At 66.6% G+C, this 23,453-nt stretch carries 26 protein-coding genes and 2 tRNA genes; 11 read left to right on the top strand and 17 right to left on the bottom strand.

Annotation, left to right across the window (positions count from 1 at the left end; genetic code table 11):
• Window positions 1–235 precede the first annotated feature (235 nt).
• The 6 genes from IU448_RS20995 to IU448_RS20970 form a co-directional block, all read right to left on the bottom strand.
• Window positions 236–1,093 (bottom strand): alpha/beta fold hydrolase, encoded by an 858-nt coding sequence (locus tag IU448_RS20995; protein WP_280457708.1) that lies wholly within the window; start codon window positions 1,091–1,093, stop codon window positions 236–238.
• Between the two features lie 1,087 nt (window positions 1,094–2,180).
• Entirely contained in the window at window positions 2,181–3,092 is a 912-nt protein-coding gene (locus IU448_RS20990; RefSeq protein WP_195057342.1) for a hypothetical protein, read from the bottom strand.
• Between the two features lie 446 nt (window positions 3,093–3,538).
• Entirely contained in the window at window positions 3,539–4,309 is a 771-nt protein-coding gene (locus IU448_RS20985) for a class I SAM-dependent methyltransferase (protein WP_195057341.1), read from the bottom strand.
• An 81-nt stretch (window positions 4,310–4,390) separates the two neighbouring features.
• Window positions 4,391–4,464 (bottom strand) — tRNA-Leu (locus IU448_RS20980).
• A gap of 84 nt (window positions 4,465–4,548) precedes the next feature.
• Window positions 4,549–4,618 (bottom strand) — tRNA-Trp (locus IU448_RS20975).
• Between the two features lie 117 nt (window positions 4,619–4,735).
• Window positions 4,736–5,275: a hypothetical protein gene (locus IU448_RS20970; protein ID WP_195057340.1), complete on the bottom strand. Its 540-nt coding sequence runs from the start codon at window positions 5,273–5,275 to the stop codon at window positions 4,736–4,738.
• A gap of 258 nt (window positions 5,276–5,533) precedes the next feature.
• Between IU448_RS20970 and IU448_RS20965 the strand changes: the two genes are divergently transcribed.
• From IU448_RS20965 to IU448_RS20955, 3 genes are all read left to right on the top strand, one after another.
• Window positions 5,534–5,863, top strand: coding sequence for a DUF6412 domain-containing protein (locus IU448_RS20965; protein ID WP_195057503.1), 330 nt, complete (start codon window positions 5,534–5,536; stop codon window positions 5,861–5,863).
• Window positions 5,864–5,919: 56 nt separating this feature from the next.
• A complete protein-coding gene (locus IU448_RS20960) occupies window positions 5,920–6,555 on the top strand; it encodes an ABC transporter ATP-binding protein (RefSeq protein ID WP_324188656.1) in 636 nt (211 codons plus the stop codon).
• Between the two features lie 89 nt (window positions 6,556–6,644).
• Window positions 6,645–7,910: a DUF6297 family protein gene (locus IU448_RS20955; RefSeq protein ID WP_195057339.1), complete on the top strand. Its 1,266-nt coding sequence runs from the start codon at window positions 6,645–6,647 to the stop codon at window positions 7,908–7,910.
• A gap of 91 nt (window positions 7,911–8,001) precedes the next feature.
• On the opposite strand, the gene IU448_RS20950 is transcribed toward IU448_RS20955, so the two are convergent.
• Both IU448_RS20950 and IU448_RS20945 read right to left on the bottom strand, forming a co-directional pair.
• Window positions 8,002–8,208, bottom strand: coding sequence for a DUF397 domain-containing protein (locus IU448_RS20950; RefSeq protein ID WP_195057338.1), 207 nt, complete (start codon window positions 8,206–8,208; stop codon window positions 8,002–8,004).
• The gene (locus tag IU448_RS20945; RefSeq protein WP_195057337.1) at window positions 8,205–9,086 is read right to left on the bottom strand and encodes a helix-turn-helix domain-containing protein; all 882 of its coding nucleotides are present in this window, start codon (window positions 9,084–9,086) and stop codon (window positions 8,205–8,207) included. The genes IU448_RS20950 and IU448_RS20945 overlap by 4 nt, the downstream gene beginning before the upstream one ends.
• Before the next feature lie 384 nt (window positions 9,087–9,470).
• On the opposite strand from IU448_RS20945, the gene IU448_RS20940 reads away from it, so the two are divergent.
• Window positions 9,471–9,755 carry a hypothetical protein gene (locus IU448_RS20940; protein WP_195057336.1) on the top strand — a complete coding sequence of 95 codons (285 nt, stop codon included), beginning with the start codon at window positions 9,471–9,473 and terminating at the stop codon, window positions 9,753–9,755.
• Between the two features lie 110 nt (window positions 9,756–9,865).
• A complete protein-coding gene (locus IU448_RS20935; protein WP_195057335.1) occupies window positions 9,866–10,087 on the top strand; it encodes a hypothetical protein in 222 nt (73 codons plus the stop codon).
• 73 nt (window positions 10,088–10,160) lie between these two features.
• On the opposite strand, the gene IU448_RS20930 is transcribed toward IU448_RS20935, so the two are convergent.
• A complete protein-coding gene (locus tag IU448_RS20930; RefSeq protein WP_195057334.1) occupies window positions 10,161–10,673 on the bottom strand; it encodes an HAD domain-containing protein in 513 nt (170 codons plus the stop codon).
• 176 nt (window positions 10,674–10,849) lie between these two features.
• Window positions 10,850–11,440 carry a type 1 glutamine amidotransferase domain-containing protein gene (locus tag IU448_RS20925; protein WP_195057333.1) on the bottom strand — a complete coding sequence of 197 codons (591 nt, stop codon included), beginning with the start codon at window positions 11,438–11,440 and terminating at the stop codon, window positions 10,850–10,852.
• Window positions 11,441–11,670: 230 nt separating this feature from the next.
• On the opposite strand from IU448_RS20925, the gene IU448_RS20920 reads away from it, so the two are divergent.
• Together IU448_RS20920 and IU448_RS20915 are read left to right on the top strand one after the other, a co-directional pair.
• Window positions 11,671–12,150: a Dps family protein gene (locus IU448_RS20920; protein ID WP_195057332.1), complete on the top strand. Its 480-nt coding sequence runs from the start codon at window positions 11,671–11,673 to the stop codon at window positions 12,148–12,150.
• 221 nt (window positions 12,151–12,371) lie between these two features.
• The gene (locus IU448_RS20915; protein ID WP_324188655.1) at window positions 12,372–13,199 is read left to right on the top strand and encodes a virginiamycin B lyase; all 828 of its coding nucleotides are present in this window, start codon (window positions 12,372–12,374) and stop codon (window positions 13,197–13,199) included.
• Window positions 13,200–13,213: 14 nt separating this feature from the next.
• Here the strand turns inward: IU448_RS20915 and IU448_RS20910 are convergent, their stop codons facing one another.
• From IU448_RS20910 to IU448_RS20900, 3 genes are all read right to left on the bottom strand, one after another.
• Complete coding sequence (locus IU448_RS20910; RefSeq protein WP_195057330.1) at window positions 13,214–13,627, bottom strand: PIN domain-containing protein; 414 nt, start codon at window positions 13,625–13,627, stop codon at window positions 13,214–13,216.
• Window positions 13,624–13,851 carry a type II toxin-antitoxin system VapB family antitoxin gene (locus IU448_RS20905; protein ID WP_195057329.1) on the bottom strand — a complete coding sequence of 76 codons (228 nt, stop codon included), beginning with the start codon at window positions 13,849–13,851 and terminating at the stop codon, window positions 13,624–13,626. Before IU448_RS20905 ends, IU448_RS20910 begins: the two co-directional genes overlap by 4 nt.
• A gap of 108 nt (window positions 13,852–13,959) precedes the next feature.
• The gene (locus IU448_RS20900) at window positions 13,960–14,394 is read right to left on the bottom strand and encodes a hypothetical protein (RefSeq protein ID WP_195057328.1); all 435 of its coding nucleotides are present in this window, start codon (window positions 14,392–14,394) and stop codon (window positions 13,960–13,962) included.
• A gap of 104 nt (window positions 14,395–14,498) precedes the next feature.
• Here IU448_RS20900 and IU448_RS20895 point away from each other — a divergent pair, with 104 nt between their 5' ends.
• On the top strand, window positions 14,499–14,792 hold the full coding sequence (locus tag IU448_RS20895) for a hypothetical protein (RefSeq protein ID WP_195057327.1): 294 nt from the start codon (window positions 14,499–14,501) through the stop codon (window positions 14,790–14,792).
• A gap of 132 nt (window positions 14,793–14,924) precedes the next feature.
• Here IU448_RS20895 and IU448_RS20890 read toward each other — a convergent pair whose 3' ends face one another.
• Window positions 14,925–16,199, bottom strand: a complete 1,275-nt coding sequence (locus tag IU448_RS20890) for an APC family permease (RefSeq protein ID WP_195057326.1) — start codon at window positions 16,197–16,199, stop codon at window positions 14,925–14,927.
• A 352-nt stretch (window positions 16,200–16,551) separates the two neighbouring features.
• Here IU448_RS20890 and ctaD point away from each other — a divergent pair, with 352 nt between their 5' ends.
• Window positions 16,552–18,300, top strand: a complete 1,749-nt coding sequence (gene ctaD / locus IU448_RS20885) for a cytochrome c oxidase subunit I (protein ID WP_195057325.1) — start codon at window positions 16,552–16,554, stop codon at window positions 18,298–18,300.
• A gap of 159 nt (window positions 18,301–18,459) precedes the next feature.
• Here ctaD and bphC read toward each other — a convergent pair whose 3' ends face one another.
• Both bphC and IU448_RS20875 read right to left on the bottom strand, forming a co-directional pair.
• Window positions 18,460–19,371, bottom strand: coding sequence for a biphenyl-2,3-diol 1,2-dioxygenase (gene bphC, locus IU448_RS20880; protein ID WP_195057324.1), 912 nt, complete (start codon window positions 19,369–19,371; stop codon window positions 18,460–18,462).
• A 29-nt stretch (window positions 19,372–19,400) separates the two neighbouring features.
• Entirely contained in the window at window positions 19,401–20,573 is a 1,173-nt protein-coding gene (locus IU448_RS20875; protein WP_195057323.1) for an acyl-CoA dehydrogenase family protein, read from the bottom strand.
• A gap of 230 nt (window positions 20,574–20,803) precedes the next feature.
• Here IU448_RS20875 and IU448_RS20870 point away from each other — a divergent pair, with 230 nt between their 5' ends.
• The gene (locus IU448_RS20870; RefSeq protein ID WP_195057322.1) at window positions 20,804–21,289 is read left to right on the top strand and encodes a nuclear transport factor 2 family protein; all 486 of its coding nucleotides are present in this window, start codon (window positions 20,804–20,806) and stop codon (window positions 21,287–21,289) included.
• Window positions 21,290–21,339: 50 nt separating this feature from the next.
• On the opposite strand, the gene IU448_RS20865 is transcribed toward IU448_RS20870, so the two are convergent.
• On the bottom strand, window positions 21,340–22,518 hold the full coding sequence (locus IU448_RS20865) for an NADH:flavin oxidoreductase (protein WP_324188654.1): 1,179 nt from the start codon (window positions 22,516–22,518) through the stop codon (window positions 21,340–21,342).
• Between the two features lie 183 nt (window positions 22,519–22,701).
• On the opposite strand from IU448_RS20865, the gene IU448_RS20860 reads away from it, so the two are divergent.
• Complete coding sequence (locus IU448_RS20860; RefSeq protein ID WP_195057321.1) at window positions 22,702–23,445, top strand: MBL fold metallo-hydrolase; 744 nt, start codon at window positions 22,702–22,704, stop codon at window positions 23,443–23,445.
• The last annotated feature ends 8 nt before the right edge of the window (window positions 23,446–23,453 follow it).

Raw genomic sequence — 23,453 nt, 5'->3', positions numbered from 1 at the left:
AACGGATGCCGCCGAGTCCAGCGTGCCGCTGCCGGGAAACGTAGCGATGCAAGCCTGGTCCGTCAGGAGTCGAACGCTTGTGTGTGGCGACCCATCTCCGCGCTTCCGCGGTCCGGCGGGGCCGACCGGCAAGTCCGGACGGCCCGCCTCGAGTGGAGCAGGAACCCGCCGGGCAACTGCTTTGTTCAGGAGGAATCCCGGCTGTTCACGGTGGGAGGAAGGCAATCGGTGCCGGTTACGACGGTCCGGCGAGGAATGTGGTTACCAGGCTGTTGAAGAATTCCGGCCGCTCGCCTTGGACCCAATGCCCGGTAGCTGCTGGAAGGTAGACGTCGCAGTTCGGCATCCGGCGGGCGAGCAACTGCGCCCCGGAGGGTCGGTTCACCCGATCCTCCGCACCCCAGATCACCAAGGTCGGATGCGTGATCCGGCGCAGCCGGGGGTCCCGGGTGAGGTCCATCCGCAGCAGAGTGCGCGGTGCGGAGGGCCCGGACGGGCGGCGCAGCGGCGGGTTCGCGACGACCTCGGGATCCAGGCTCGCGCGATAGCGGAGGTCGATCATCTCGTCGGTGATGCTGCCCGGGTCGTGCACGAGGTATTCACGCATGAAGGTGGCGAGCTTGTCCCGGCTCGGACCGTCACCGCCGTAATAGGCGAGCAGCGCCCGCAAACCCGCGGTCGGCAGCGCCCGGGTGGTGCCGATACCACCCGGAGCGAGCAGAACCAGACGCTCGACCTTGCCCGGCGAATCCATCGCCATCCGCAACGCCGCGGCCCCGCCGTAGGAATTCCCGACCACGTGCGCGCTACGTAGCCCGAGTGTCTCCAGCAGCCCGCTCATGGCGGCCGCCAGATCGCCGAACGGATCGGATCGGTCGAGATACTTGCTCGACCGCCCGTACCCCGGCATATCCGGGACGATCACCCGGAACCGCCGAGCCAGCGCGTCGATGTTGTGCGCGTACGCCGCCGCACCGGACGCCCCCGGGCCGCCCCCGTGCAACAGCAGCACCACAGGACCGGAACCGGATTCGGCGCAGTAGATATCCCGTTCGCCGACCCGCACCGTTCGCCCGCCCTCGATCTCCGTCACACTCGACCTTCCTCCTCGGCGGAACCTGTCGTGAACGCTACGGAAGTCGTGGAAACCCCTGGTGCCGGGGCCGGTGAACGGCATACCCGCTGCGCGCGGAACAGAACATCTCGCCGACGCACCGACCGCGACCACACTCCGTGCCGCACCGATTCGGTGGGCGGATGTCGTGGGCGGTACCGGAGAGAGCAACCTCCGCAAGGCGGCAGACACCGGCGACGCATCGTTGATCGACCTGGCGATGCCTACTTCACAAGACGAGCCCCCTTGGTCTTCCCGGTGGCATTCCCGCCCCGTCCATCCCTGTGTATCCCTCGTAATTTGGAAGCGATCAACCGACGACGATGCGAAACATGTCAACGACTATCTTTATTACTGGAGCCCGAAAATGAATGAAAAACGCCACTTCCGCGTGTGAACATACAGGTCAGGAAGTGTGCTCCCCGCGCATGCGGGGATGAGCCCGGATCACCGAACTCGCCAAAGACGGTAGGGCGGTGCTCCCCGCGCACGCGGGGATGGTCCGTTGCGCGCGCTGGGCGGCTTCCTGTTCGGCGTGCTCGCCGCGCTCGCGGGGATGTCCCAAGACAGCGGTATCCAGGTACATCGTCCGCACGGGCTCCCACATAAAGTAAGATTGAGTCTTACTAAGTTTTCTTCTTACTTTGTGCTGCAAACACATGGTCGGGCCTTTTCGGCAGACCACAAAGATGACCGTGCAGCCACTGCACCTGGCGGACGTGCAAGAGATGACCGCCTTGTCTGCCACTGAAGCCGTGGACGCACTACCGATGACCTGGTCCAGGCTTGGCGATAGCGCGTGTGCGAAGTGCACAGACCATCGCCATGGCGCCGACACCTCGATCGCTCCATCATTCACGGTAGCGCCGGGAAGCGTCGGCGGAGAACGCATCTTCGTTGCCGGTACGCTGCGACGACCGCAGGTTTGACGATAGGCGCGCTGATGGCCGGTGCTGTGATCCCCAGAATGGGATTGTGATGTCCGGCCTGATCCCTCTCGCTGATTGCCCGAGACACTGCCTGGTTAACGCGGCGGCGGCGACGGGCTGGTTTCTTGTGCGTGAGCTCATTTCGGGCAGTTGTCGTACTCGCTGCGCAACTGCTTCTGCAGGGTGATCGCCTCTGGCGTGTAGTAAAGCTCCGGGCTCTGCTCACCGAGATTGTCGGCGTAATCGCAGCCCGCGACATGGACGGAACCCGCGAAGAAAAGGTCGGGATCGGGTCGGCTGGAATCGTTCCATCGCAGAAAGAACGGGTGGGCCGGGGTGACAGCGCTACTTTCGATGAAAGCGGAAAGGTCGGCGTGGACTTGCGTGGAATGAGCTGCATAGACTTGAATTTCGTTGATGTATCCGCCGGATACGGTGACTTTGCCAACCTTCAATGGTGACCGTTCCACAGTGCTACGGGCGCGGGCCTCGTCAGTGGGTCCGAACGGGAAGTCGATCTGCCAGTGGGTGGCGGCGGTTCGAGCTCGAAGACCCGAGGGAGAGTCGGCGGGCGGCAGACCAGTCAGTCGAAACGTCGGTGCGCCCCTGATGGTGGCGAAGACTCGGACTGCTCGATCGCCGAGTACGGAACGGACGGCGTGGAGTACCGCCGCGTCGGTGGCGTCCCCGACCCTCAATACGGCACTGGAAGATACCCGTTTCCAGCTGACATGTCGCGGTGTCGGCATCGCTGCGCGGATCTGCCAGAGGGTCCGCAGGTCGGCTGTGATGGATTCGGGCGATAAGTTTTCCTCGTTTCGCTTACTGGTGTGGTGTTCGAATGTCCAGTCGGCTGCCAGGAGGCGCATATCGCGGCTGTGCCGGGAGAAGTCCGTCCGGAAACTGTGAGCGATCCGTAGTGCGACAGCTTCCGCGTGGGCTGTGGATGCGTCCTTCTGCATCTTCACGCCGAGCGATACGAAAGTTCCGGCAGTGAAATCGTTGCTGTAGGTATCGAATACCTGATAGACCCCGGGCATCTTTTCCACTGCCTCGGCCAGTTCGCGGGCCTCGATCTCACGGTCCGGGGTGAGTGTGCAACCGCCGAGCCCCGTTACGGTGGCCGAGGCGACTACCGCCGCGACCGTGGAGCGCACGACCGTCCGCCGCACCGCTTTCGCTCTATGTGTCGGTATCGCACGCTTCATCCAGTGCATACGTTGAGCATCGCGCCGGTTGCACTGCGGCGAATCCGTGGAAAGCATCACAGTGGATCGGTAGAACTACTCGAGTGTCAGCTGGTATGAGCCGGGCGTCCCGTGCGTGGCCGCACAGGGCATCAAACCGCCTGGACCGCACCGAGTGACATCGCTGCACCCACCGGCTCGACATAATCCGTCCGGCGAAAACGGTGAGCTACGTCAGTCGTCTTTTCAGCTGGTGTCGGCGGTGGCGAAAGGAGTGCCGACGGGGCGGTACGCGGATAGGAGAATCATCATCCAGCGGCGCGGGGACTGCGGTACGGACGGCATTCGAGCAGTAGGAACAGCGGCCGGGTGAAGTTCTTGTTCCACCACGGATCGCTGTCTCGCTCTGCCTGGGTCGGATGGGGCTCTCGCAGGGCTGTGACCGCGAAGCCGGCGTCGGCGAGAAATGCGAAATAGGTTTCCAGGGAATAGAACTGCTGTACCGATGCCGCGGGGGAAAGCTCACCTTGCACCTCGAATCGCTGCTCCACTGTGCGTGTGCCGAAGTAGGAATCCAGCGACAGCCCGCCCGGTGCGGCGCGTTCGGCGCGGGACACATAGAAACAGGGATGCATACCGAGCAGGATCAGCCGGCCCGACGGCTTCAGAACCCGGGCGAACTCGTGGAAGCGCCGGCCCGGTTCATCGATACCGTGCGGCAGGCGGTTCGCCACCACCAAATCCACCGATGCGCCCGCAAGCGGGAGATCGGCGACATCGGCTACGCGATAGGTCGTTGCGGCCGGATCGTGGTCGGGGTGCGTACGCGCCGCGACCACGAATTCGGGACAGGTGTCCACACCGTGCACCTGCCGGGCCCCGCGTCGCACCAGTTCACGCGCGAAATACCCTTCGCCGCAACCTGCGTCGAGAACTACCTGGCCGGCGCAGTCGCCGATCATGTCCAGTAGCGCCGGATCGGTGAGCCGGGTCCGGAACGGATCGCGGTCCTCGCGCACGACCCTGATCCAGAACTCGGCATTCGCCGAATAGGCGTTCGCAATCCGCTCGTCCGCCACGATCACCCCTTGCCCGATTCTGCTGTGGGCTCCATTCTCACCGCACTCGGACCTATCGGGCGGGTGTTCGAATCACGGCCGTACTCCTGGAGGGATTCGAACCCCCAACCAACGGTTCCTGAAACCGCCGCCTCTGCCGATTGGGCTACAGGAGCATGCCCGCCGCGCTACCCACTGCGCCACACCGCGTTGTCCCGGGGCGAACCCGGAATATCATCGCCGAGGTTTCGGCGATATCGCATATCCGGCAGGAGTCGAACCCGCTGGCGTCGGTTTTGGAGACCGGGCCGCTGCCACCAGCTCGGATATCCGCGGAGCTTCGTCTCCGTGATGCTTCTATCATCGCAGGCGGGTCAACCGAATTTCCGGAGACGGATTTCGGGAAAGAACGCGCGCGCGAATATGTTTCGTGCTTGCCGGTACCGGTTACCGGGCGGAGGCCGCCGAACCGGCCTGCAAATCGGTGACGACCACGGGCACGATATCGAGCAGTTCCGGCCGGAACTCACCGCTGAGCGGGCTCACATTGCAGACCGTGGCGACCAGATAGACCCCGCGCGGGATACCGGTGAACGATCCGGTGACCTGGCCGGCGGCGGAAAACTGGACGCGCGGTCCGGCGGTGACGGCGCCGTCGGCGATCAGCCGCTGCAACAGGGCGAAGGCATCGGGTTCGCGGCCGCTGAGCGTATCGACGGCGGCGGGGGCGAGGACGGGCGCGGCGACGGCGGTGTTCACCAGGACGGTCGTGCATTCGCCGGGGATGACGGGGAAGGTGTCGCGCCGGTTCGGGACGCCGGTCACGGTGTAGTCGATCGTGGTTCCCGAAACCGTCGCGGAAAGGGAAATCGCCGGCGCGGCGTCCTGCGCGCCGGCCGTGGCCGGGAAGACCGCGGCGAGTACGGCCAGCACGAAAGCAGCGACGGCCGCGCCGATGCCGATACGGAAGAAGCCGGCCCGCACCATGGATGTCTCCTCTTCGGTCAGGTGCGCCCAAAGCTAGCAGAAAAAGGCTGGTCAGCGTGGTATTCCGGGCGGCTCGGCGGAGTTTTCGCGTTAGCCCGTCTGCGCCGGTCCACCGATCACAGAGAGGCCGGTCTGCTCGCCTACTCTTGTGATAGCAGGCGAACTACTCTTGCGATAGCAGGCTTTCTGGTCTGATGAACGCCGTTGTGGTTCCACGGTGTGAAGTGGACTCACCGCTGCATCGATTAGTCTGGCGGTATGTTCAGCAGCCGCTACCTCGTCAATTGGGTGGTGGCTTTTCTGCTGGTCTGGGGTGCCGCGTTCGGGTCGGTGCTCACTCAGCCCGATACGCGCAGCTTGTTGCTGGCCGGTTTGGTCGCTGTCGTCTCGGTCGCCGTGGCCTACCTCGTGGTGTGCCGGGCCGAAGACCTGCTGTTCGGGCAGTGCCGGACCGTGCGCGGGCCGACCGCCGAGGAGCAGCGGTTACGTGGCGCGTTCCGCCGGCACAGCCATCCCGATGTGGCCGGCCGGCCGCGGCCCAGAGCTCCCGGTCCCCGTGCGGGGACCGTGGTGCCTGCCACTTTCTGAGCGGTCCCCGCTTCCTCGCCTGGTCTATCTGTCCGAGGAAAAACGGGAGTACCCCTGTGTCCGAACCTATTCTGCAGGTCTGTGCGGCCGAACGCCGCTTCGGTGACCTGACCGTCTTCCGCGATGTCGGCTTCACTGTCGCCGCCGGTCGCTGCTGTGCGATCGTCGGTGCCAACGGCGCCGGTAAATCGACCTTGTTGCGCTGCGTACTCGGCCGGGACCGGCTGGACGCCGGCCGGATCACCGTCGACGGTCACGAGGTCGACGAAGCCGATCCGCATTTCCGGAGAACCGTGGCCGCGGTGAGCGGAGAAGACGCCACCTTCGCGCACCTCACTGTGCATGAACACCTGCAACTCGTCGCGATTGCGCATGGAACCACAGACCTGCATCGGGTAGCGAGTCGCGCGCTGGCCGAGGTCGGCTTGACCGCCGCGGCCGACCAGCTGCCGGTCACCCTGTCCAGTGGTCAGCGCCGCAGGTTGGCGCTGGCCTCGGCGTTCGTGCGACCGCGGCGGTTGCTGGTGCTCGACGAACCGGAGCAGCATCTGGACCGTGCGGGTCGAGCCTGGCTGGCGGGCGCCCTCGCCGCGGAGAAGGAAGCGGGTACCGCGATCCTGCTGGTCTCGCACGACCCGGACCTGGTGGCGGCGGTCGCCGACGATGTCGTGGACGGTGACCTGTGGCGCTGACACAAACCTCGCCCGTCGTTCCGGCCGCGCGCGAAATATATGCGCTGCGGCGCGGATTCACTCGAAGGCATGCCGTGCGGGAGAACCGGATGGGCACCGTGGTGCAGCTGGTGCTGGGTGCCTATGTCGTCGGTGGCGTCGTCTGGTGGGCCGCGACCCGGCCCGCCACCTTCGTGGGGTCGGTCCTGTTCACGGCGGAATCGGGGTGGACCGCCGGTGCGTGGGCGTTGTTCGCGGCGGCCGTCAGCGGTGGCCTGTTGCTCGCGCGGGCGTTCGGACCGGTGGGTGCGAGCGCTCCCGATGCCCTATGGTTGCTGTCCACGCCGGTGGATCGGGGCGCGTTGTTGCGCGTCCGGGCCGGTGCGGCACTCGCCGTCGGTGCGGCCGGCGGTACTGCTGTCGGTCGCCTCACGGCGTATATCGCGGGGGCGAACCAGTGGGGGCCGCTGACGGTGCTCGGCTTACTGGCCGGAGTGGTTGTCGTCGCCGTCGCGGTACTCGTCCAGTCGCGCAGACTTCCCGGGCCGGTACTTCCGCTGCTTTGCCGGCTCTTCGCATCGGCCGGTCTCGGGCTGACGGTGGCGGCGACGGTTCAGTGGACGGTCCCGGCGCTCACCACTTGGCCGGTCGTGCTCGTCGCGGCGGTTCCGGCGGCGGGGCTGGCGATATGGGCAGCCGCGAGCTGCCGGCACCTCAGCCGCGCGGATCTCGCTGCCGGAAGCGACCTCACCTCCGGGGCGCAGACCGCGCTGACCAGCTTGGACCCGTCGGTACTAGCCGGAATTCTGGAGGAACGGGCGTGGCGTCGGGTCGGCCGGTCGCCCACCCGGCGGCTGCCGGCCGGGCGTACCGCCGCGCTGCTCCGGGCCGACCTGCTGCGGCACCGTCGCCGACCCTCGGCCTACGCGGTCACCGCGGCGGTGGTGGCGGCCGTCTGGTTCGCGACCGGCATCGGCACCCCGCTGCTCGTCGCGTTCACCGGACTCGGCGGCTCCTTCTGGATTGCGATGCTGTTCAGTGCGGGCCTGCGCGATATCTGCGGCGACCCGGCACTGTGCGCGCTCCTGGGAGCCGGTGACGGTGCGCTCCGGTGGCCGATGCTCATCGTCCCGGCCGCCGCGCTCGGTCTCACGGCTGTCCTCACCGTCCTGGCCACCGGCCCGGCCGTCGCGGCGATCAGCACGATCGCTGCGGCTCTGGCCGCATACCGCATCAGGATACGTTCGGCACTGTCGTACGAGGGGCTGCTGCTGATCACGAGTGCCGGGCCGCTGCCGGTCGACCTGATCCGCCAGTTGATCCGTGGTCTGCCGATTCTCGCGGTCGCGGGCGTACTGCTGGTCTGGGTGATCTGAGCCGGGTGCGATACCGGAACGGCCTCGTCTCGGATGATTCGAGACGAGGCCGTTCTGCTGCCGGTGCCGGAAACTCGGCGCGGGAACGGTTTCAGGCCGGGCCGGGTGTGCCGCCTTGGATGGTGGTGGTGAAGGCGTCCCATTCCGACGGTGTGAAGACAAGGGCGGGGCCGGCCGGGTTCTTGGAATCGCGGACGCCGACCATTCCGCCATCGAGGAAGGCGGCCTCCACGCAGTCCTTGCCACCCGCGCTGCGGCTCGACTTGAACCACTTGGCCCTTGACAGGTCGACGTTCACGCTGAGTACTCCCTTGCTGCTATCTGCCTTATCAGGCGTTTGCTGGATGCAACGTCGAGCGACGATTGCCGGAGGACGTCATGGACGCGACGATACCGGCTTACATCCTTGGCCCGCTCCAGATACATGTCACCCGCATACGACTCGACGTACACGACAGTGGGGGATATTTCGCGACCTCGGCCGTCGTGGCCGAAGTCCAGAATTGTGAACGGACCGGTCGAGATGCCCGCAGGGAACCCCGCAGTGAAGGGGAGTACGGATACCGTCACGTTGGCGGGCATATTCGCCAAGCGGTTCAACTGCTGTCGCATCACCTTCGAACCGCCGACGGCGGTGCGCAGGACCGACTCGTGAACTACCAAATCCACACTGGCGGGCTTGGTTTTGCGTGTTATCAGTGCCTGGCGTTTGGTCTTGAGTTGGATATGCCTGTCCTGGGCCTCCGCGGTGACGTCCGGCAAGTAAATCTGGTCGAGCGTGCGGGCGTAGTCCGGAGTCTGAAAGAGCCCGGACAGCATGTCCGGGCGGTAGATGGTCAATTGCTTGGCCGAGGACTCGAGACCAACGTACAGATCGAAGTTACCGGACATGACATCGTCGAACGCTCGCCACCAACTCTTGCCTGCCGCTTGTTTCGCCAGACTGACCAATCCCGCGACCACTCCGGGATCGTCGATGCCGTAGATGCGGCAGAGCGCTTCGACATCGGGTACTCGGATACCGGTCAGTCCACGCTCGGCGCGGGACAGCGTACTGACCGACACCTGCAATATCGGTGCGACATCTTCGAGGTTCATATTCACCGCTTCGCGGGCCTCCCGCAGGTATCTCCCGAGTTGGCGGCGCGGCAGCGTGGTCGAATTGTCCACGGGCATGGGGATCCTCACTTTGCATATAACGTGATGGCCGTTTGCACTCGGCAAGAGCTTTTGCACGCCAGTGACAACCGCTCTGGCCTTTCGGAGCAGCTTTTGTGCAAATGCAGATCGCGCTTGTGCCGGCTTGTTGTCCAGTGATGTGCTCGGTTTACCCGACAGCCGGGAACCTCGGATCCACAAGCCGCCCACAAGATCCCCATCCCGGGCGCGACTGATTCGAGACAATACCGCGAATCGCCAGGAGTGCGCGCGGAAACGGCGATGTGATGCTCCGGCTGCCGGGCCCGCCGTCCGAATCCCTCCATTCGGAGCCGAGGTGACGGCACCCGATGTAGCGGCCCGCTGTAGCAAACCATTCACTACCGAAAGCCGAGTACTCCGATGACAGAGATACGCGCCCTGCCGTTCAGAGCCCCGGGGAGCCGGGCCATGGCCGCGACGTTGCGACTGCTGCACGCCGGGAAGACCTGGGTCACCGATGATCCCAGAATTCTGCGGCAGATCGCGGATGGCCTGCGAGCGCTCGACCATCCCACACCGCACTGCGGAAGCGAGAACCCTATCGGCGGGTACGCCCACGCACACCAGGTGATGGCCGTTCATGCCGGCCACCGCTGCCCGCGCTACGAAGCGGCACTCGAATACACGGCGAAAGCGCGACCATGACCGGACATCGGTCCGCCCTACGACGGGCGATTGTGTTGCGCAGAGCCGGTTACGACGGCCTGCAACTCGACCGGCTCGTCAGGTCGCATGCCCTCCGAATCGTGTACACGGTGGTCACTGACACGGGGGCGCAACTCGGCGCGCTGATCGCGATACAGCATGCCCTGGAACACGGTGCCGAGGTGATCGTGATCCCGCACCTCACCACCGAAGAGATACAGCGTGACAAGCATTGGCATGCGGTAACCACGCTCGCGGAGCTGGTGACAGCTCGCGGTGTGGTTTCGCGCGGTTCGTACGGCACCGCACATCCAGGTCACGGCAGCGGATGAAGCCGCTGCCCGCCTCTGCGCGGGCCCGCCCACCATGCCGGCGGCAGCGCGGCGGGTGCCGGGGGCGGTACCGTCACCAGACCGTGTACTGGAGCCAGTCGAAGAGAACGGCGAAATCGGACGGCCGCAGTCCCGTTCGGGCGTCCACACAGTGCAGCAGCGCACGGGCAGAGTGATTCGCCGCTACCCATTCCCGGTCACCATCGCCGATCTCGTCGTCGACCCAGATGAACGGCCTGCCCGCCGCACGATGCACCAGCGCGCGGGTCTTCCAGTGCAGGCCGAACCATGCGTCGACTCGATCATCGGTGCTGTCCGGCCGATCCAGTACATCCAATGGGGGCAGGCCGAGCAGCGGGCTCACCGAACGATTGGCGTCGTGCATCCAGGTCGTTGCCCAGATCAACTCACAGGGCAGTGCCGAGAGCAGGGGGCCGAGTGCAGGGTCGAGCCGGGCCAGGAGCGGATTGTTGCTCTCTGCATCAGGTGCCGGATGATTGGGATACCGGTCGCCCGGCTCGCCGAACGGGAGCAGCGGGCCGTCGACATCGAGGAACAATAATGGCCGGTCGACGGGGTCTTTCACCTGTGCAGGGTAACGGGAATCCGGCGAGAATGCGCCCACCTGCCGTTGTCTCGACCCAGGCCGACAGGGGCGGCACGACTGACCGGTTCGCTCTCCCGCACCATGGTGGGCGGGCGCGAACCGGTCGCGGGAAGGCTACGGCTCGTGCGCCGGAAGCGGGGCCCGGCGCGTGCCGGTCAGCGGTTGGCGGTGGCGCCTTCGGGATGCACCGGATGCTTGCCCTCGGCGAATTCCTCGACGATCTTCGCGCAGAACGCGGGCAGATCGTCCGGATTGCGGCTGGACACCAGACCCTGGTCGGTGACCACTTCCTCGTCGACCACGTTCCCGCCAGCATTGCGGATATCGGTCCGCAGGCTGGGGTAGGAGGTGAGGGTGCGGCCGCGCACCACATCGGCCTCCACCAGCGTCCACGGTCCGTGGCAGATCACCCCGACCGGTTTGCCGGTGGCGAAGAAATCGCGGACGAAGCGGACGGCGTCCGGGTCCTGCCGCAGTTTGTCGGGGTTGGTGGTGCCGCCGGGAAGCAGCAGGGCATCGAACTCCTGGGGGCTGCATTCGCCCACCACCCGGTCCACCCGGAAGGTGTCGCCCTTTTCGACGTCATGGTTCATGGCCTGGATCTCGCCCGATTTCAGTGACAGCAGGGTGGTGCTGGCCCCGGCATCCTCCACCGCCGACCGCGGCTGCACGAGTTCGACCTGCTCCACTCCGTCCGCCGCGAGCACCGCGACGCGCTGTCCGGTCAGATTGTGCTGCTGGCCCATACCTGCTCCTTTCCGAGTGTGGTTGCGATCCGCCCGCGAGCTACCCGGGCAGGTGCCGGTGAAACGTGGATTGCCCGGTGTCGTGGGCGCTCGCGGAGCCGGCCGTGGCGTGTGACGAGTACACCGACGGTGGCCGCGGTAACACCGGTATCGGTGATTGAGCGCCGCGGGGCCGGGTAGTCGCCCCGTGTCCGGCGCATCGAGCGCAACGAGAGAAAGGGCATCCGAGGATGAACGTCCCGATCAAGAGCACACTCGACCCGGAACAACAGCGCATCACCGGTGACGCGCTGCGCGCCAGCGTCGTCGACCTGATCGATCTGTCTCTGATCGCCAAGCAGGCACACTGGAATGTGCTCGGCACCCACTTCCGCTCCGTGCACCTGGCCCTCGACGAGCTGGTGAGCGCGGCCCGCGAGTTCACCGATTCCGCCGCCGAACGCGCCACCGCCATCGGCGTGAGCCCCGACGGGCGCGCGGCCACCGTGGCCAAGGAAGCGGCCGGGCTGCAATTCCCCGACGGCTGGCAGCAGGACACCGACGTGATCAATGCGATCGTCGACAACCTGGCCACCGTGATCGGCCGGTTCCGGCAGCGGATCGACGCCACCGAGAAGGCCGACCCGGTGACGCAGGACCTGTTCATCGAGATCGCGGCCCGGCTGGAGCAACTGCACTGGATGTGGCAGGCGCAGCTGTCGACTGCCTGACCACGTGCCGGTCCGGACGGCGGACGGCTGGGAACCGGCCGCCCGCCGATGCCGCTCGCCCGCGGACACGGTGCCGGCGGTAGCGGCTCCTACGCGCTATATGGCAGGCTCGACTGTCCGCGTCGAACACCGCCGCGGTACAGGTAGACAAAGTCGCCGCGGGACCGTGAGTCCGCCGGGGCGCGGTAGTCCCGGTGCTCCGGGGGGACAGGAGAGGCTCTGTGGTCCAGGTTTCCGGGGCGCCGTACGGAGTGAGCGCCGGGCCGGGCAGCACGCTGTGGTTCACCTCGGTGGCGACCGGTGCGGTCGGCCGGTACCGCGACGGCGAGATACAGACGTTTCCGCTGGACAATCCCGACGGGCAGCCGACCGTGATCGTGCCCGGCCCCGACGGGGCCATGTGGTTCAGTGAATTCCGCGGAGACCGCATCGGCCGGATCACCTCGGCTGGGGAGCTGGCCTGGTTCCCGGCCGAATCTCCGTACGGACTCACCACCGGGCCGGACGGCGCGCTGTGGTTCACCGAACTCCAGGCCGACCGTATCGGCCGGTTGGCCGGCGACGGGTCCATCACCCGTTTCCCAGCGGCCGGGATGCCATCGATGATCGTCACCGGTTCCGACGATGCGTTGTGGTACACGCTCAATCAGGGCAACGCCATCGGCCGCATCGAACCTACGGGCGCCACGACTGTGTTCCCGCTGCCCACCGAACAGGCCATGCCGGTCGGGATAACCCCGGGCCCGGACGGTGCTCTCTGGTTTGTGGAGATCGGTGCCGGCCAGATCGGGCGTATCGGCCTCGACGGCGAGATCACCGAGTTCCCGCTACCCGACCGCGCCGCCCGGCCCCACGCGATCATCGCGGGCCCGGACGGCGCCCTGTGGTTCACCGAATGGGCGACCTCGCGGCTGGGCCGCATCACCCTGACAGGCGAGATCACCGTGCGGGAACTGGCGGGTCGGGAACCGCACGGATTGGCGGCCGGCCCCGACGGCGCGCTGTGGGTGGCCATGGAATCCGGCAGCCTGGAACGTGTTCCGCTCTGAGATCGGAACGAGGCTCACGCCGATACGTGTCGGATGTTGTGTTCGCTCAGGTCCGGCGCGTGGCGTGCAACGGTCCGGTAGTCGGAATCGTCGTGTAGGACGGTCAGTCCGTGATGTGCTGCGGTTGCGGCGATCATGAGATCAACTGCGGAAGCACTGCGATGTTCGCCCGCACGTGACATTCGATATTGCACTGCGTCGATCCAGCGATCCGCGTGCTTGGGCACGGAAACCTGCGGGTACACATCGTCGAGCATTTCGCGAATCTCATCGAATTCGGCCGCATTGCGGGCGCTGTACAGGAACTCGGCGCGCTGCGGAAAGCATGAAGCCACTGTGCGGGCGATGATCGCCTCACTCCACGAATCTTGCAGCGTCTTGTCCGACAGGTAGCGCACCAGACCTGAGGTGTCCAACAGGTAGATCACCGGCCGCGGGCGGCCTTCTCGGCGCGGTGCAGTTCTTCCGCATGCCGGACCGCGTCCCAGTCGCGCGCGCGCTCCAGGTGGCGCGCCAGCTGTGCTGCGCGCTGTTGTTGCTCGGCGTAGTACCGCAGAGCCAGGTTCACGGCGTCTTTCTTGGTGCGTGTCCCGGAGAGAGTCATTGTGCGCTGTAGCGCGTCATCGTCGAGATCGATCTGGGTCACCGTCATTGCGCACCTCTTATGGGGGTAATGTTTACTGAAGCATACATGACCCACATATGTGCTGCTGTAACGCCGGTCTCGTCGATAGCAGACGGTCCCTTCCGGCGGCCGTCCTCAGCGGCGGGAGTTGTTCAGGTGGTTCTGCACGTCACCCGGTGTGGGTGGCTCACCGCACTGCATACCGCAGCGCCGCTCGATGGGCACCTGGGAACCATCGGGATAAGTGCAGCTCGCGCTGTCGCAGTTGTAGTCGATGCTGTTCGGGTCCATCGGCAAGGTTTCGGTGTAGTACGACCACGCGAAGGTGCCGGTGCCGGAGACGGGCGAACAGTAGACGGTCGTGCCGTCGGCAAGATGCCCGACCTGCCCCGGCGCCGCACAGTAACTGTGCAGTTCGACCTGTGGATTCGGGCCGTTGTCCGCCTGGACCCGGTCGAGGGTTCCGGGGAGGGCGGCCGCCGGAGCGGCGGCGAAGAAAAGAGCGGCGGCCCCGACGGTCGCGCCGAGAAGTCGGGGGCCGACGCGCTGGAGACAGGTAGTTGGTCTCATGGAAGTTCCGTTCTGTCGAGTTGGCAGAGCCGACCGGTCGGGTCGCCGTATCAGCTATGACGGCCGGCAGTGGCAATGCCCGTTCACCCGGGAGCGAAACATGAATGAGCAGGCTGCACGATCTCGGCCCGCTCGTATCGCACACGACGTGCGTGCACCGTGGGGTTGATGCGAAAGATTCCGGTGGTAACTACCTGAGCGATCAGATGCAGACTGCCGCGCTGCCCAGGGGAACACAGATTACGACCGACCCCGTCACCGGGACGACGGGCGACTGGACCTCGGATGTCGCGGCCGTTGCGGCGGGTGCCGCCATTACCCCGACGGCCAGGGCGAAGGTGGTCGCGGCGAATATTCTGGTGATTCTGGCTGACATGACATTTCCTCCGATTTGCTGAACCGCTGGTGTCACTCGCGCACGGCCTCAGTGTTCGCCGGTGGGGGCACCGATACCAGACAAGGAACCATCAATTTCCGCGTCCGGAATCACGGTTCCGTCGCTGCGCACGCCGGGATAGGTCGCGTCGAGGTCACGTGGACCGCATCCTGACATTCAGGTGCCGGCGGGCGGCGTAGACCAGAGCGCCCAGGGCGACAAGGAGCGTGCCGGTGACAACCGACTGTGCCGGCAAGCCGAAGGCGAGCACCAGGCACCCGGCCGTGCCGACTATCGGGACCAGCCGTCCCGGTCGCCCTTCCGACGGTCGCAGCGTCCAGGCACAGACGTTGGCGATCGCGTAGTACACCAGCACCCCGAACGAGGAGAAACCGATCGCCGCGGTGATATCGACGGTCGCGGCGACGACCGTCACCACCGCTCCGACGGCGAGTTCGGCGCGATGAGGTACCGCGAAACGCGGATGCACGGCCGCGAGAGCGTAAGGCAGATGCCGGTCGCGGGCCATCGCCAGCGTGGTCCGGGAAACCCCGAGGATCAATGCCAGCAGTGACCCCAGCGCGGCGAGAACCGCGGCCGCGCGCACCACCGGTGCGAGCCAACCGGCGCCCGCCGCATCCACCGCATCCGACAGCGGAGCTGTCGCCGCCGCCAACCCGTCCGGGCCCAGGGCCCGCAGTGCCGCGACAGCGACGAGCGTGTACACGACCACGGTGATCGCCAGGGCGAGCGGGATCGCGCGGGGGATGGTGCGGGCGGGGTCGCGTACTTCCGCGCCCAGCGTGGCGATGCGCGCGTATCCGGCGAATGCGAAGAACAGCAGGCCGGCTGCTTGCAGCACACCGCCTACACCGAGTTCGGTGCCGGCTCCCCGGTCCACTGTCGCGGTGTCACCGAAGCCCGCGGCGACGACCACCGCGACGAGTACGGCCAGTACGATCGCGACGATCACCCGGGTCAGCAACGCCGACTTCTGGATACCGCGGTAGTTCACCGTCGTCAGCGCGACCACCGCACCGGCAGCGACCGCATGCGCATGAGCGGGCCAGGCATAGACGCCGACCGTCATGGCCATCGCCGCGCAGGACGCGGTTTTCCCGACGACGAAACACCAGCCCGCCAGATATCCCCAGAACTGTCCGAGCCGTTCGCGGCCGTACACGTAGGTGCCACCCGACGCCGGGTATCGCGCGGCCAGCCGGGCAGACGACGTGGCGTTGCAGTAGGCCACGACCGCGGCTACGGCCAGCCCGAGCAGTAGTCCCCATCCTGCCGCCCGCGCCGCCGGTGCCAGAGCCGCGAAGATTCCCGCCCCGAGCATGGCGCCCAGACCGATCACGACGGCATCGGTCACGCCCAGGCTGCGCCGCAACCCGCCCGGGTCGGCCGCTGCGGAGGTATCGGACACCGTGCTCCCCTTCGCGCTCGGCCGGACCGGAGCGATCGGATCTGTTCGACGCTCGATGGTAGAGCGGGAAATGGGCGCGGGCAGCGTCCGGCGGCGCCTGTTCACCGCCGCGAGCCACCACCGTCACCTGCCCGTTCCGCCCCGGTACCGCCGCCGGGCCGGTCGGTTTCCCCGGCCGAGCGACCGTCGAACGGGCCGCGGATCGCCGATTTCGGCGGAACTTGTGTTGTGCGGGGTGTCGTTCGCCCGGTCCACCACCCGGAGCGGGCAGGGTTTGCCGCAACAGGGCCGGGGTAGCTCCGCGGGCAACGGGGCTTTGGACGCCCGGGCGGACCGAGTAGAGGAGAACGCCATGGCAGCGCCACCATCTCCAGCGAAGCAGCTCACCGCGACCCGGCCGTTTCCGGCGCGGCTCGGGCCCAAGGGCTCCTACCTGTGGAAGATGGTCACCACCACCGATCCGAAGGTTCTCGGGGTGTTGTATCTGGTGACGGCCACGGCCTTCTTCCTGATCGGTGGTCTGCTGGCGCTGCTCATCCGCGGCGAGCTGGCGCGTCCCGGGCTGCAATTCCTCTCACCGGAGCAGTACAACCAGCTGTTCACCATGCACGGCACGATCATGCTGCTGTTCTATGCCACGCCGGTGGTGTTCGGCTTCGCCAATGCGATCCTGCCGTTGCAGATCGGCGCGCCGGATGTGGCGTTTCCCCGGCTCAACGCCTTCAGTTATTGGCTCTATCTGTTCGGTGCCGTCATGGCGACCGCGGGATTCGTCACGCCCGGCGGCGCCGCCGACTTCGGGTGGACGGGTTACACACCATTGAGCACCGAGCAGTTCTCGCCGGGCGTCGGCGGGGACCTCTGGATCATGGGCCTGGCGTTGTCGGGGCTGGGCACCATCCTCGGCGCGGTGAACATGATGACCACGGTGATCTGCCTGCGCGCCCCCGGGATGACCATGTTCCGGATGCCGATATTCACCTGGAACGTGTTCATCACCAGCATTCTGGTGCTGCTGGCGTTCCCGATCCTCACCGCCGCGCTGATGGCGCTCGCCTACGATCGGCACCTGGGCGGGCATATCTACGATCCGGGTGTCGGCGGGGTGCTGTTGTGGCAGCACCTGTTCTGGTTCTTCGGGCATCCCGAGGTGTACATCGTGGCGCTGCCGTTCTTCGGCATCGTCTCCGAGATATTCCCGGTGTTCAGCCGTAAACCGATCTTCGGCTACACCGCGCTGGTTTTCGCCACGGTAGCGATCGCCGGGTTGTCGATGGCGGTGTGGGCGCACCATATGTACGCCACCGGTGCGGTGCTGCTGCCGTTCTTCTCGCTGATGACTTTCTTCATCGCGGTACCGACCGGGGTGAAGTTCTTCAACTGGATCGGCACCATGTGGAAAGGGCAGCTGACCTTCGAAACGCCGATGCTGTTCTCCCTCGGATTCCTGGTCACCTTCCTGTTCGGCGGCCTGTCCGGGGTGATCCTGGCGAGCCCGCCGCTGAACTGGCAGGTGCACGACAGCTACTTCGTGGTCGCGCATTTCCACTACGTACTGTTCGGCACCATCGTGTTCGCGACCTTCGCCGGTATCTACTTCTGGTTCCCGAAACTCACCGGTAGGTTCATGGACGAACGTCTGGGCCGCGTGCATTTCTGGACCACCTTCATCGGATTCCACCTGACCTTCCTGGTGCAGCATTGGCTGGGCGACGAAGGTATGCCGCGGCGCTACGCGGACTACCAGCCCGATGACGGCTTCACCGCGCTGCACACCGTCTCGACCATCGGTTCGTTCGTACTGGGCGCGTCCATGATCGTTTTCGTGTGGAATGCGTTCAAAAGCTATCGCTACGGCGAAGTGGTCACTGTGGACGATCCGTGGGGCGCCGGCAATTCCCTGGAATGGGCGACGACCTGCCCGCCGCCGCGGCACAACTTCTACGAACTGCCGCCGATCCGTTCCGAACGGCCCGCGTTCGAACTGCACTACCCGCATATGGCCGAACGCCTGCGCGCGGAATCCCATGCCGGCCGCGGCAGTAAAGAGGGGGCCGGCGCCGAACTTTCCGCACCACCCGCGGGGCCCGGCGGGGGGTAGCCGGCGACGGACTCGCGTACCCAGGTAACGGAACCGGGTCGCGGCCTGGGCGGCGGTGATAAAGAGCGAGACCGAGATGACCCCACGTTCCGGGCAGCGCCGCGGGCGACTACCGCGGCGCTGCCCGGTCGGGGGAATCGGGTCTGCGAGTTGCGCGGATCAGCCGGCCGCGGGGATGAACGCCTTCAACGGTTCGGACCCGGACTGGTCGTGGCCCCAGTACGCGTCGGCGGTGATCTCCTCGGAGGTGTAGTAACGCTCGTCGACGAGCATGCCGTCGGTGCCGAATTCGAGGTCCCAGCCGCCGGGAGCGCGGACATAGAAGGACACCATCTTGTCGTTCGTATGCCGGCCCAGGGTCGAAGAGATCGAGAACTCCTGGCGGTTGACGCGGTCCAGCGCCTGCCCGACCGCGTCGAGCGTGTCGACCTCGGTCATCAGATGCACCAGGCCGGGTTCCTCCGTCGGCGGGGCGGGGCACAGCGCGAGACTGTGATGGCGCTGGTTGAGGCCGAGGAAACGGACCCGGTTCAGGCCCTCTTCGTCGAGCCGGATCGAGCCGCGCGGCAGGAAGCCCAGCACCTCGGTATAGAAGGCGTACGATTCGGCGAACTTCGCCGTCGGCAGCACCACGTGTCCCAGGCCGTGCGGGCCGGTGACCCAGCGTCCGGCGAACGGAGTCACCACCGGGCTGTGGTCGAGCACCGGACCGTGGAACACCTCGAGCCGGGTTCCGGTCGGATCGTCGAACGCGATGGCCTGCTCGGCGTCGAGATAGGCGCTCTCCTGCCGGGAGAGCACCTCGACGGTTCGTCCCGAATTCTCCACTGCCTCGCGCACCCGCTGCAGCGCGAACTCGTCACGGACCTCCCAGCCGACAGCCAGCGCCTTGTCGGATTCGCCGGGCAGGACCGCGATCCGGGAGCGTCGTTCGTCGACGCGGGCATACAGTCCGTCCGGTTCGGGGCCGGATCCGACGGCCATGCCGAGGCCGTCGATGAGCAATTCACGCCAGCGCGCGATTTCCCGGGTCTGGATTCTGAGGTAGCCGAGCCCTCGTAGTTCAGTCATTTTCCTGGTCCTCGAACAGTGAAGGGATATCAGATCATTGCGCGGAAGGGACCCTGCGGGTCACCGCCGAGCTGAGCGAGAGCCGACGAATGGTAGATGACGCCGGGTACGTGGATGGCGTGCGTCAGGCCGACATGCGCATCGCGCCAGAACCGCTGCATCGGTGTCTTCAGATGCACCGCCGCGCCGCCGGCCCGGGCGAAGACCTCGTCCATCGCCCGCACCGCACGCCAGGCCGCCGAGACCTGGGTGCGCCGGCCGATCGCGCGTTCTTCGAAGCCGACCTCTTCGCCGCGTTCGGTCTTGTCCCAGAACCGGTCGACCGTTTCCAGCAGCGATACGCGGGCCGCGGAGATCTCGGCTGCCGCGTCGCTGATCGCGTACAGGACGTAGGGGTCTTCTTTGATGGGGACGCCGGTGACCTGCACCCGTTCCTTCTGCGCGGCGATATAGCAGGCCAGCGCGCCCTCGGTCATCCCGATCAGCGCCGAGGTGATCCCCAGCGGGAAGATGCACGAGAACGGGAAACGGTACAGCGTTTCGTCGCGGCCCGCGTGCCGCCAGCCGTTGCCGCTCAGCACGATCTCGGAGTCGATGGTGCGGTATTCGGGCAGGAATGCGTCCTTGACGATCAGATCCTTCGAGCCGGTGCCGCGCAGGCCGATAACGTTCCAGCTGTCCTGGTCGATGTCGTAGTCCGACCGCGGGAGCAGCACATGCAGTACCTTGCCGGTGCGGTTACCGTCCTTGTCGCCGACCGCGGCGCCGATCATGACCCAGCCGCAGTGGTCGGTGCCGGACGAGAACGACCAGCGTCCGTTGAGGATGTAGCCGCCTTCGACCGGGACCGCGATACCCATCGGCGCATATGGCGACGCCATCCACATATCGTTGTTCTCGCCCCAGACCTCCGCTTGCGCCTTGGGATCGAAGAACGTGAGCTCCCACGGATGCACGCCCACGATGCCGGCGACCCAGCCGGCCGCGCCGTCCAGCGCGGCGATGGCCATGGTGGTTTCGGCGGCTTCCCGCGGATGTGCCTCCAGACCGCCGTATTCCTTCGGCTGGAGCATGCGGATGACGCCCGAGTCGCGCAGATGTTTCGCGGTGCCGTCGGTCAGCCGCATGAGTTTTTCACCCTCGTCGGCACCGGCGCGGATCTCGTCCGCATGCTGCATGATCTTGTCCAGTACGTCGCCCATAATGCGGCTCTTTCTCGAAAACGCGGCCCCTCGCGGAGCCGGGAACTGTGTGGTGCCCTGTCGCCTGTGAGCACCGTGCGGTCGCGGTGCCCACAAGACTGTCAATGTCGAGGTGACGACACACCGAAGATTCCGTTCAGCGGAATGCCGCCGGACCCGATTTCGCCGCTATCGGTACACAGAGAAGCGGGCACCGCCCAGCGCACACCCGATATCCCGGAAGGATCGCCGTGACCGATACCGCAGAACTGGTCGCTTCCCTGCTCGAACGGGTGCAGGTCCTCGAAGACAAGGCCGCCGTCCACGAAGTGCTGACGGCCTACGGCCCCGCCGTCGACGCCGGTGACGCCGACGCCGTCGGCCGGTTGTGGGCCGAGAACGCGGTGTACGACATCGATATCCGGGTGCTGGAAGGCCGCGACGCGATCACCGAAATGGTGCGCACCGCACCGCATCAGGACTACCTGGCCGAAGGCTGCGGGCACCTGCTGGACCCGATCAATATCCGGGTCGAGGGGGATACCGCGGTGGCGACCTGCCATTCGCTGTTACTGCGCCGGGTAGCCGAGACGGATTCATTCCGGGTGTGGCGGGTCACCGCCAACCGTTTCGAACTCGTCCGGGTGGACGGATCATGGCTGATCCAGCGCCGCACCGCCCGGCTGCTCGACGGCAGCGCCGCCGCGCGGGAACTACTCGGCCGCGCCGGCCGGTGACCGCGCCGGCCGGCGCCTTCGGAGTCGCTGCCCGGTACCCGGGCGACGGATCAGTGCAGAGTGCCCTCGTGGACGGCGCGATCGAACGGTGTCAGCGGGGCCCCGGTACGTAAGGTCGTCGCGAGCGCGGGATCGGCCAGGTGCAGTCGTCCGATGGCGATGAGGTCGAATTCGCCGGATTCGATCCGGCGCTCGACCTCCGCGACATTGTCGACGACCGGCGCGGCTCCTGCGGCGCGACTGTCCCGCAACGGTTTGCCGAGCCCGACACTGCCCACCGCCATGGCGTGCGCACCGGTGAGCTTCTTGGCCCAGCCGGCCAGCGACAGTTCGCTGCCCGGGAACGCCGGTATGTCGAAGCGCCGGATACTGGCATCGAAAACGTCCACACCGGCGTCGGCGAGCGCGCCGAGGAGCACCTCGAGCTCGTCGGGGGTTTCGGCGATCCGGGCGGTGTAGTCCTGCTGTTTGTGCTGGGAGAAGCGGAAGAAAATGGGCATATCGGCACCGACGGCTTCGCGGATGGCCGCGACCACCGCGGCAGGGAACCTGCTCCGTGCCAGGAGGTCGCCACCCCAGCGGTCCGCACGCGTGTTGGTGTCGTGCCACAGAAACGAATCCAGCAGGTAGCCGTGCCCGCCGTGCAAGGCGATACCGTCGAAACCCAGTTCGGTGGCCGCGACCGCCGCGCGCACATAGGCAGAAATCACGTCGGCGAGATCGTTGTCGGTCATCGGCCGGGTGGGTGGTGCGGCGCGCGCGACGTACTCACCGGAATAGGACGTGGTGCCGGCCGTGCCCCACCGGCCGGACGGCCGCATCGGCGTAACGGCCGGGTCGACGTTCGTGCTCATCGCACCCCAGAGCGGACCCACATGCCACAGTTGCGGAATGATCCGGCCGCCCGCCGCGTGCACCTCGTCGACCACCGTCCGCCACCCGGCCAGTGCCTCCGCGCCGAACATGCGGGGGACGCGCCGGTTGTCGACGGCGGCCGGATGGTCGATGGCGACACCCTCGGTGACGATCAACCCCGTCCCGCCGGCGGCGCGGCGCCGGTAGTAGCGGGCGACATCGGGTCCGGGGACCCCGCCCGGCGACGCCGATCGAGTCATCGGCGACATGACGATACGGTTCGCCAATTCCAGGGAACGGACGGTCAGCGGCCGGAACAGCGCGGCGTGGTTGTCGGTCGTCGTGGTCCGAGAGCTTTCCTGAATGCCTTCCACGCTGTCAGCGTATGGTCGCCGAGAGATGGCGTACTGCCTGTTCTCGCTCAATGGAAGCCGATCAGGTGCTCGATCCGGTGGAGGGCTCCCCGCCGAAGCCCTCCACCGGAGCTCACCCGGACTGACCTGTCACCGGAGCGCCTCGTCGCGTTTGGTCTCAGCGACGCCGGGTAGGACGGCGCCATGCTGGTACGAAACGTCGCGGACGGGATACATCGACTGGCCCACGCCGATGTCAATGTCTATCTGATCGAGGACGATGACGGGATCACGCTGGTGGACACCGGGCTGCCCGCGACCTTTCCCCGCATCACCGCCGCGTTGCACGATATCGGCCGCACCCCGGCCGATATCCGCGCGGTACTGCTCACCCACGCGCATTTCGACCACGTCGGCTCGGCCCGGCGGGCCCGCCGAACCTGGCAAACTCCCGTCTACACCCACGAAGGCGACCGGCCGCTGGCCGCCCATCCGTACCGGTACAAGCGGGAACGCAATGTGCTGCTGTATCCGATCAAATACCCGCGCTCGCTGCCGGTACTGGGAAAAATGGCGCTGGCGGGCGCGCTGTTCGTCCGCGGGCTGAACGACACCACTCCTATGGAAGCCGGCATCCGGCTTTCCGTACCCGGCAGGCCGCGGGTGGTGTTCACGCCGGGGCACACCCTCGGTCACTGTGCCCTGCACCTGCCCGAACGCGATACCGTCATCTCCGGCGACGCACTGGTCACGCTGGATCCGTACACCGGCGGCACGGGCCCGCAGATCGTCTCCGGGGCGGCCACCGCGGACAGCCCCATGGCTTTGCAATCGCTGACCGAACTGGCGAACACCGGTGCCCGGTCGGTGCTCCCGGGGCACGGCGAACCGTGGTACGAGGGCATCGCGTCCGCCGCGGAGATCGCGTTGCGCGCAGGCCCGTCCTAGCGAATCGC

It is taken from the genome of Nocardia flavorosea (assembly GCF_015477805.1).
Classification (GTDB): Bacteria; Actinomycetota; Actinomycetes; order Mycobacteriales; family Mycobacteriaceae; genus Nocardia; species Nocardia flavorosea_A.
The sequence above is the reverse complement of the archived record's forward strand: the minus strand, read 5'-3'. Positions and strand labels throughout refer to the sequence as shown.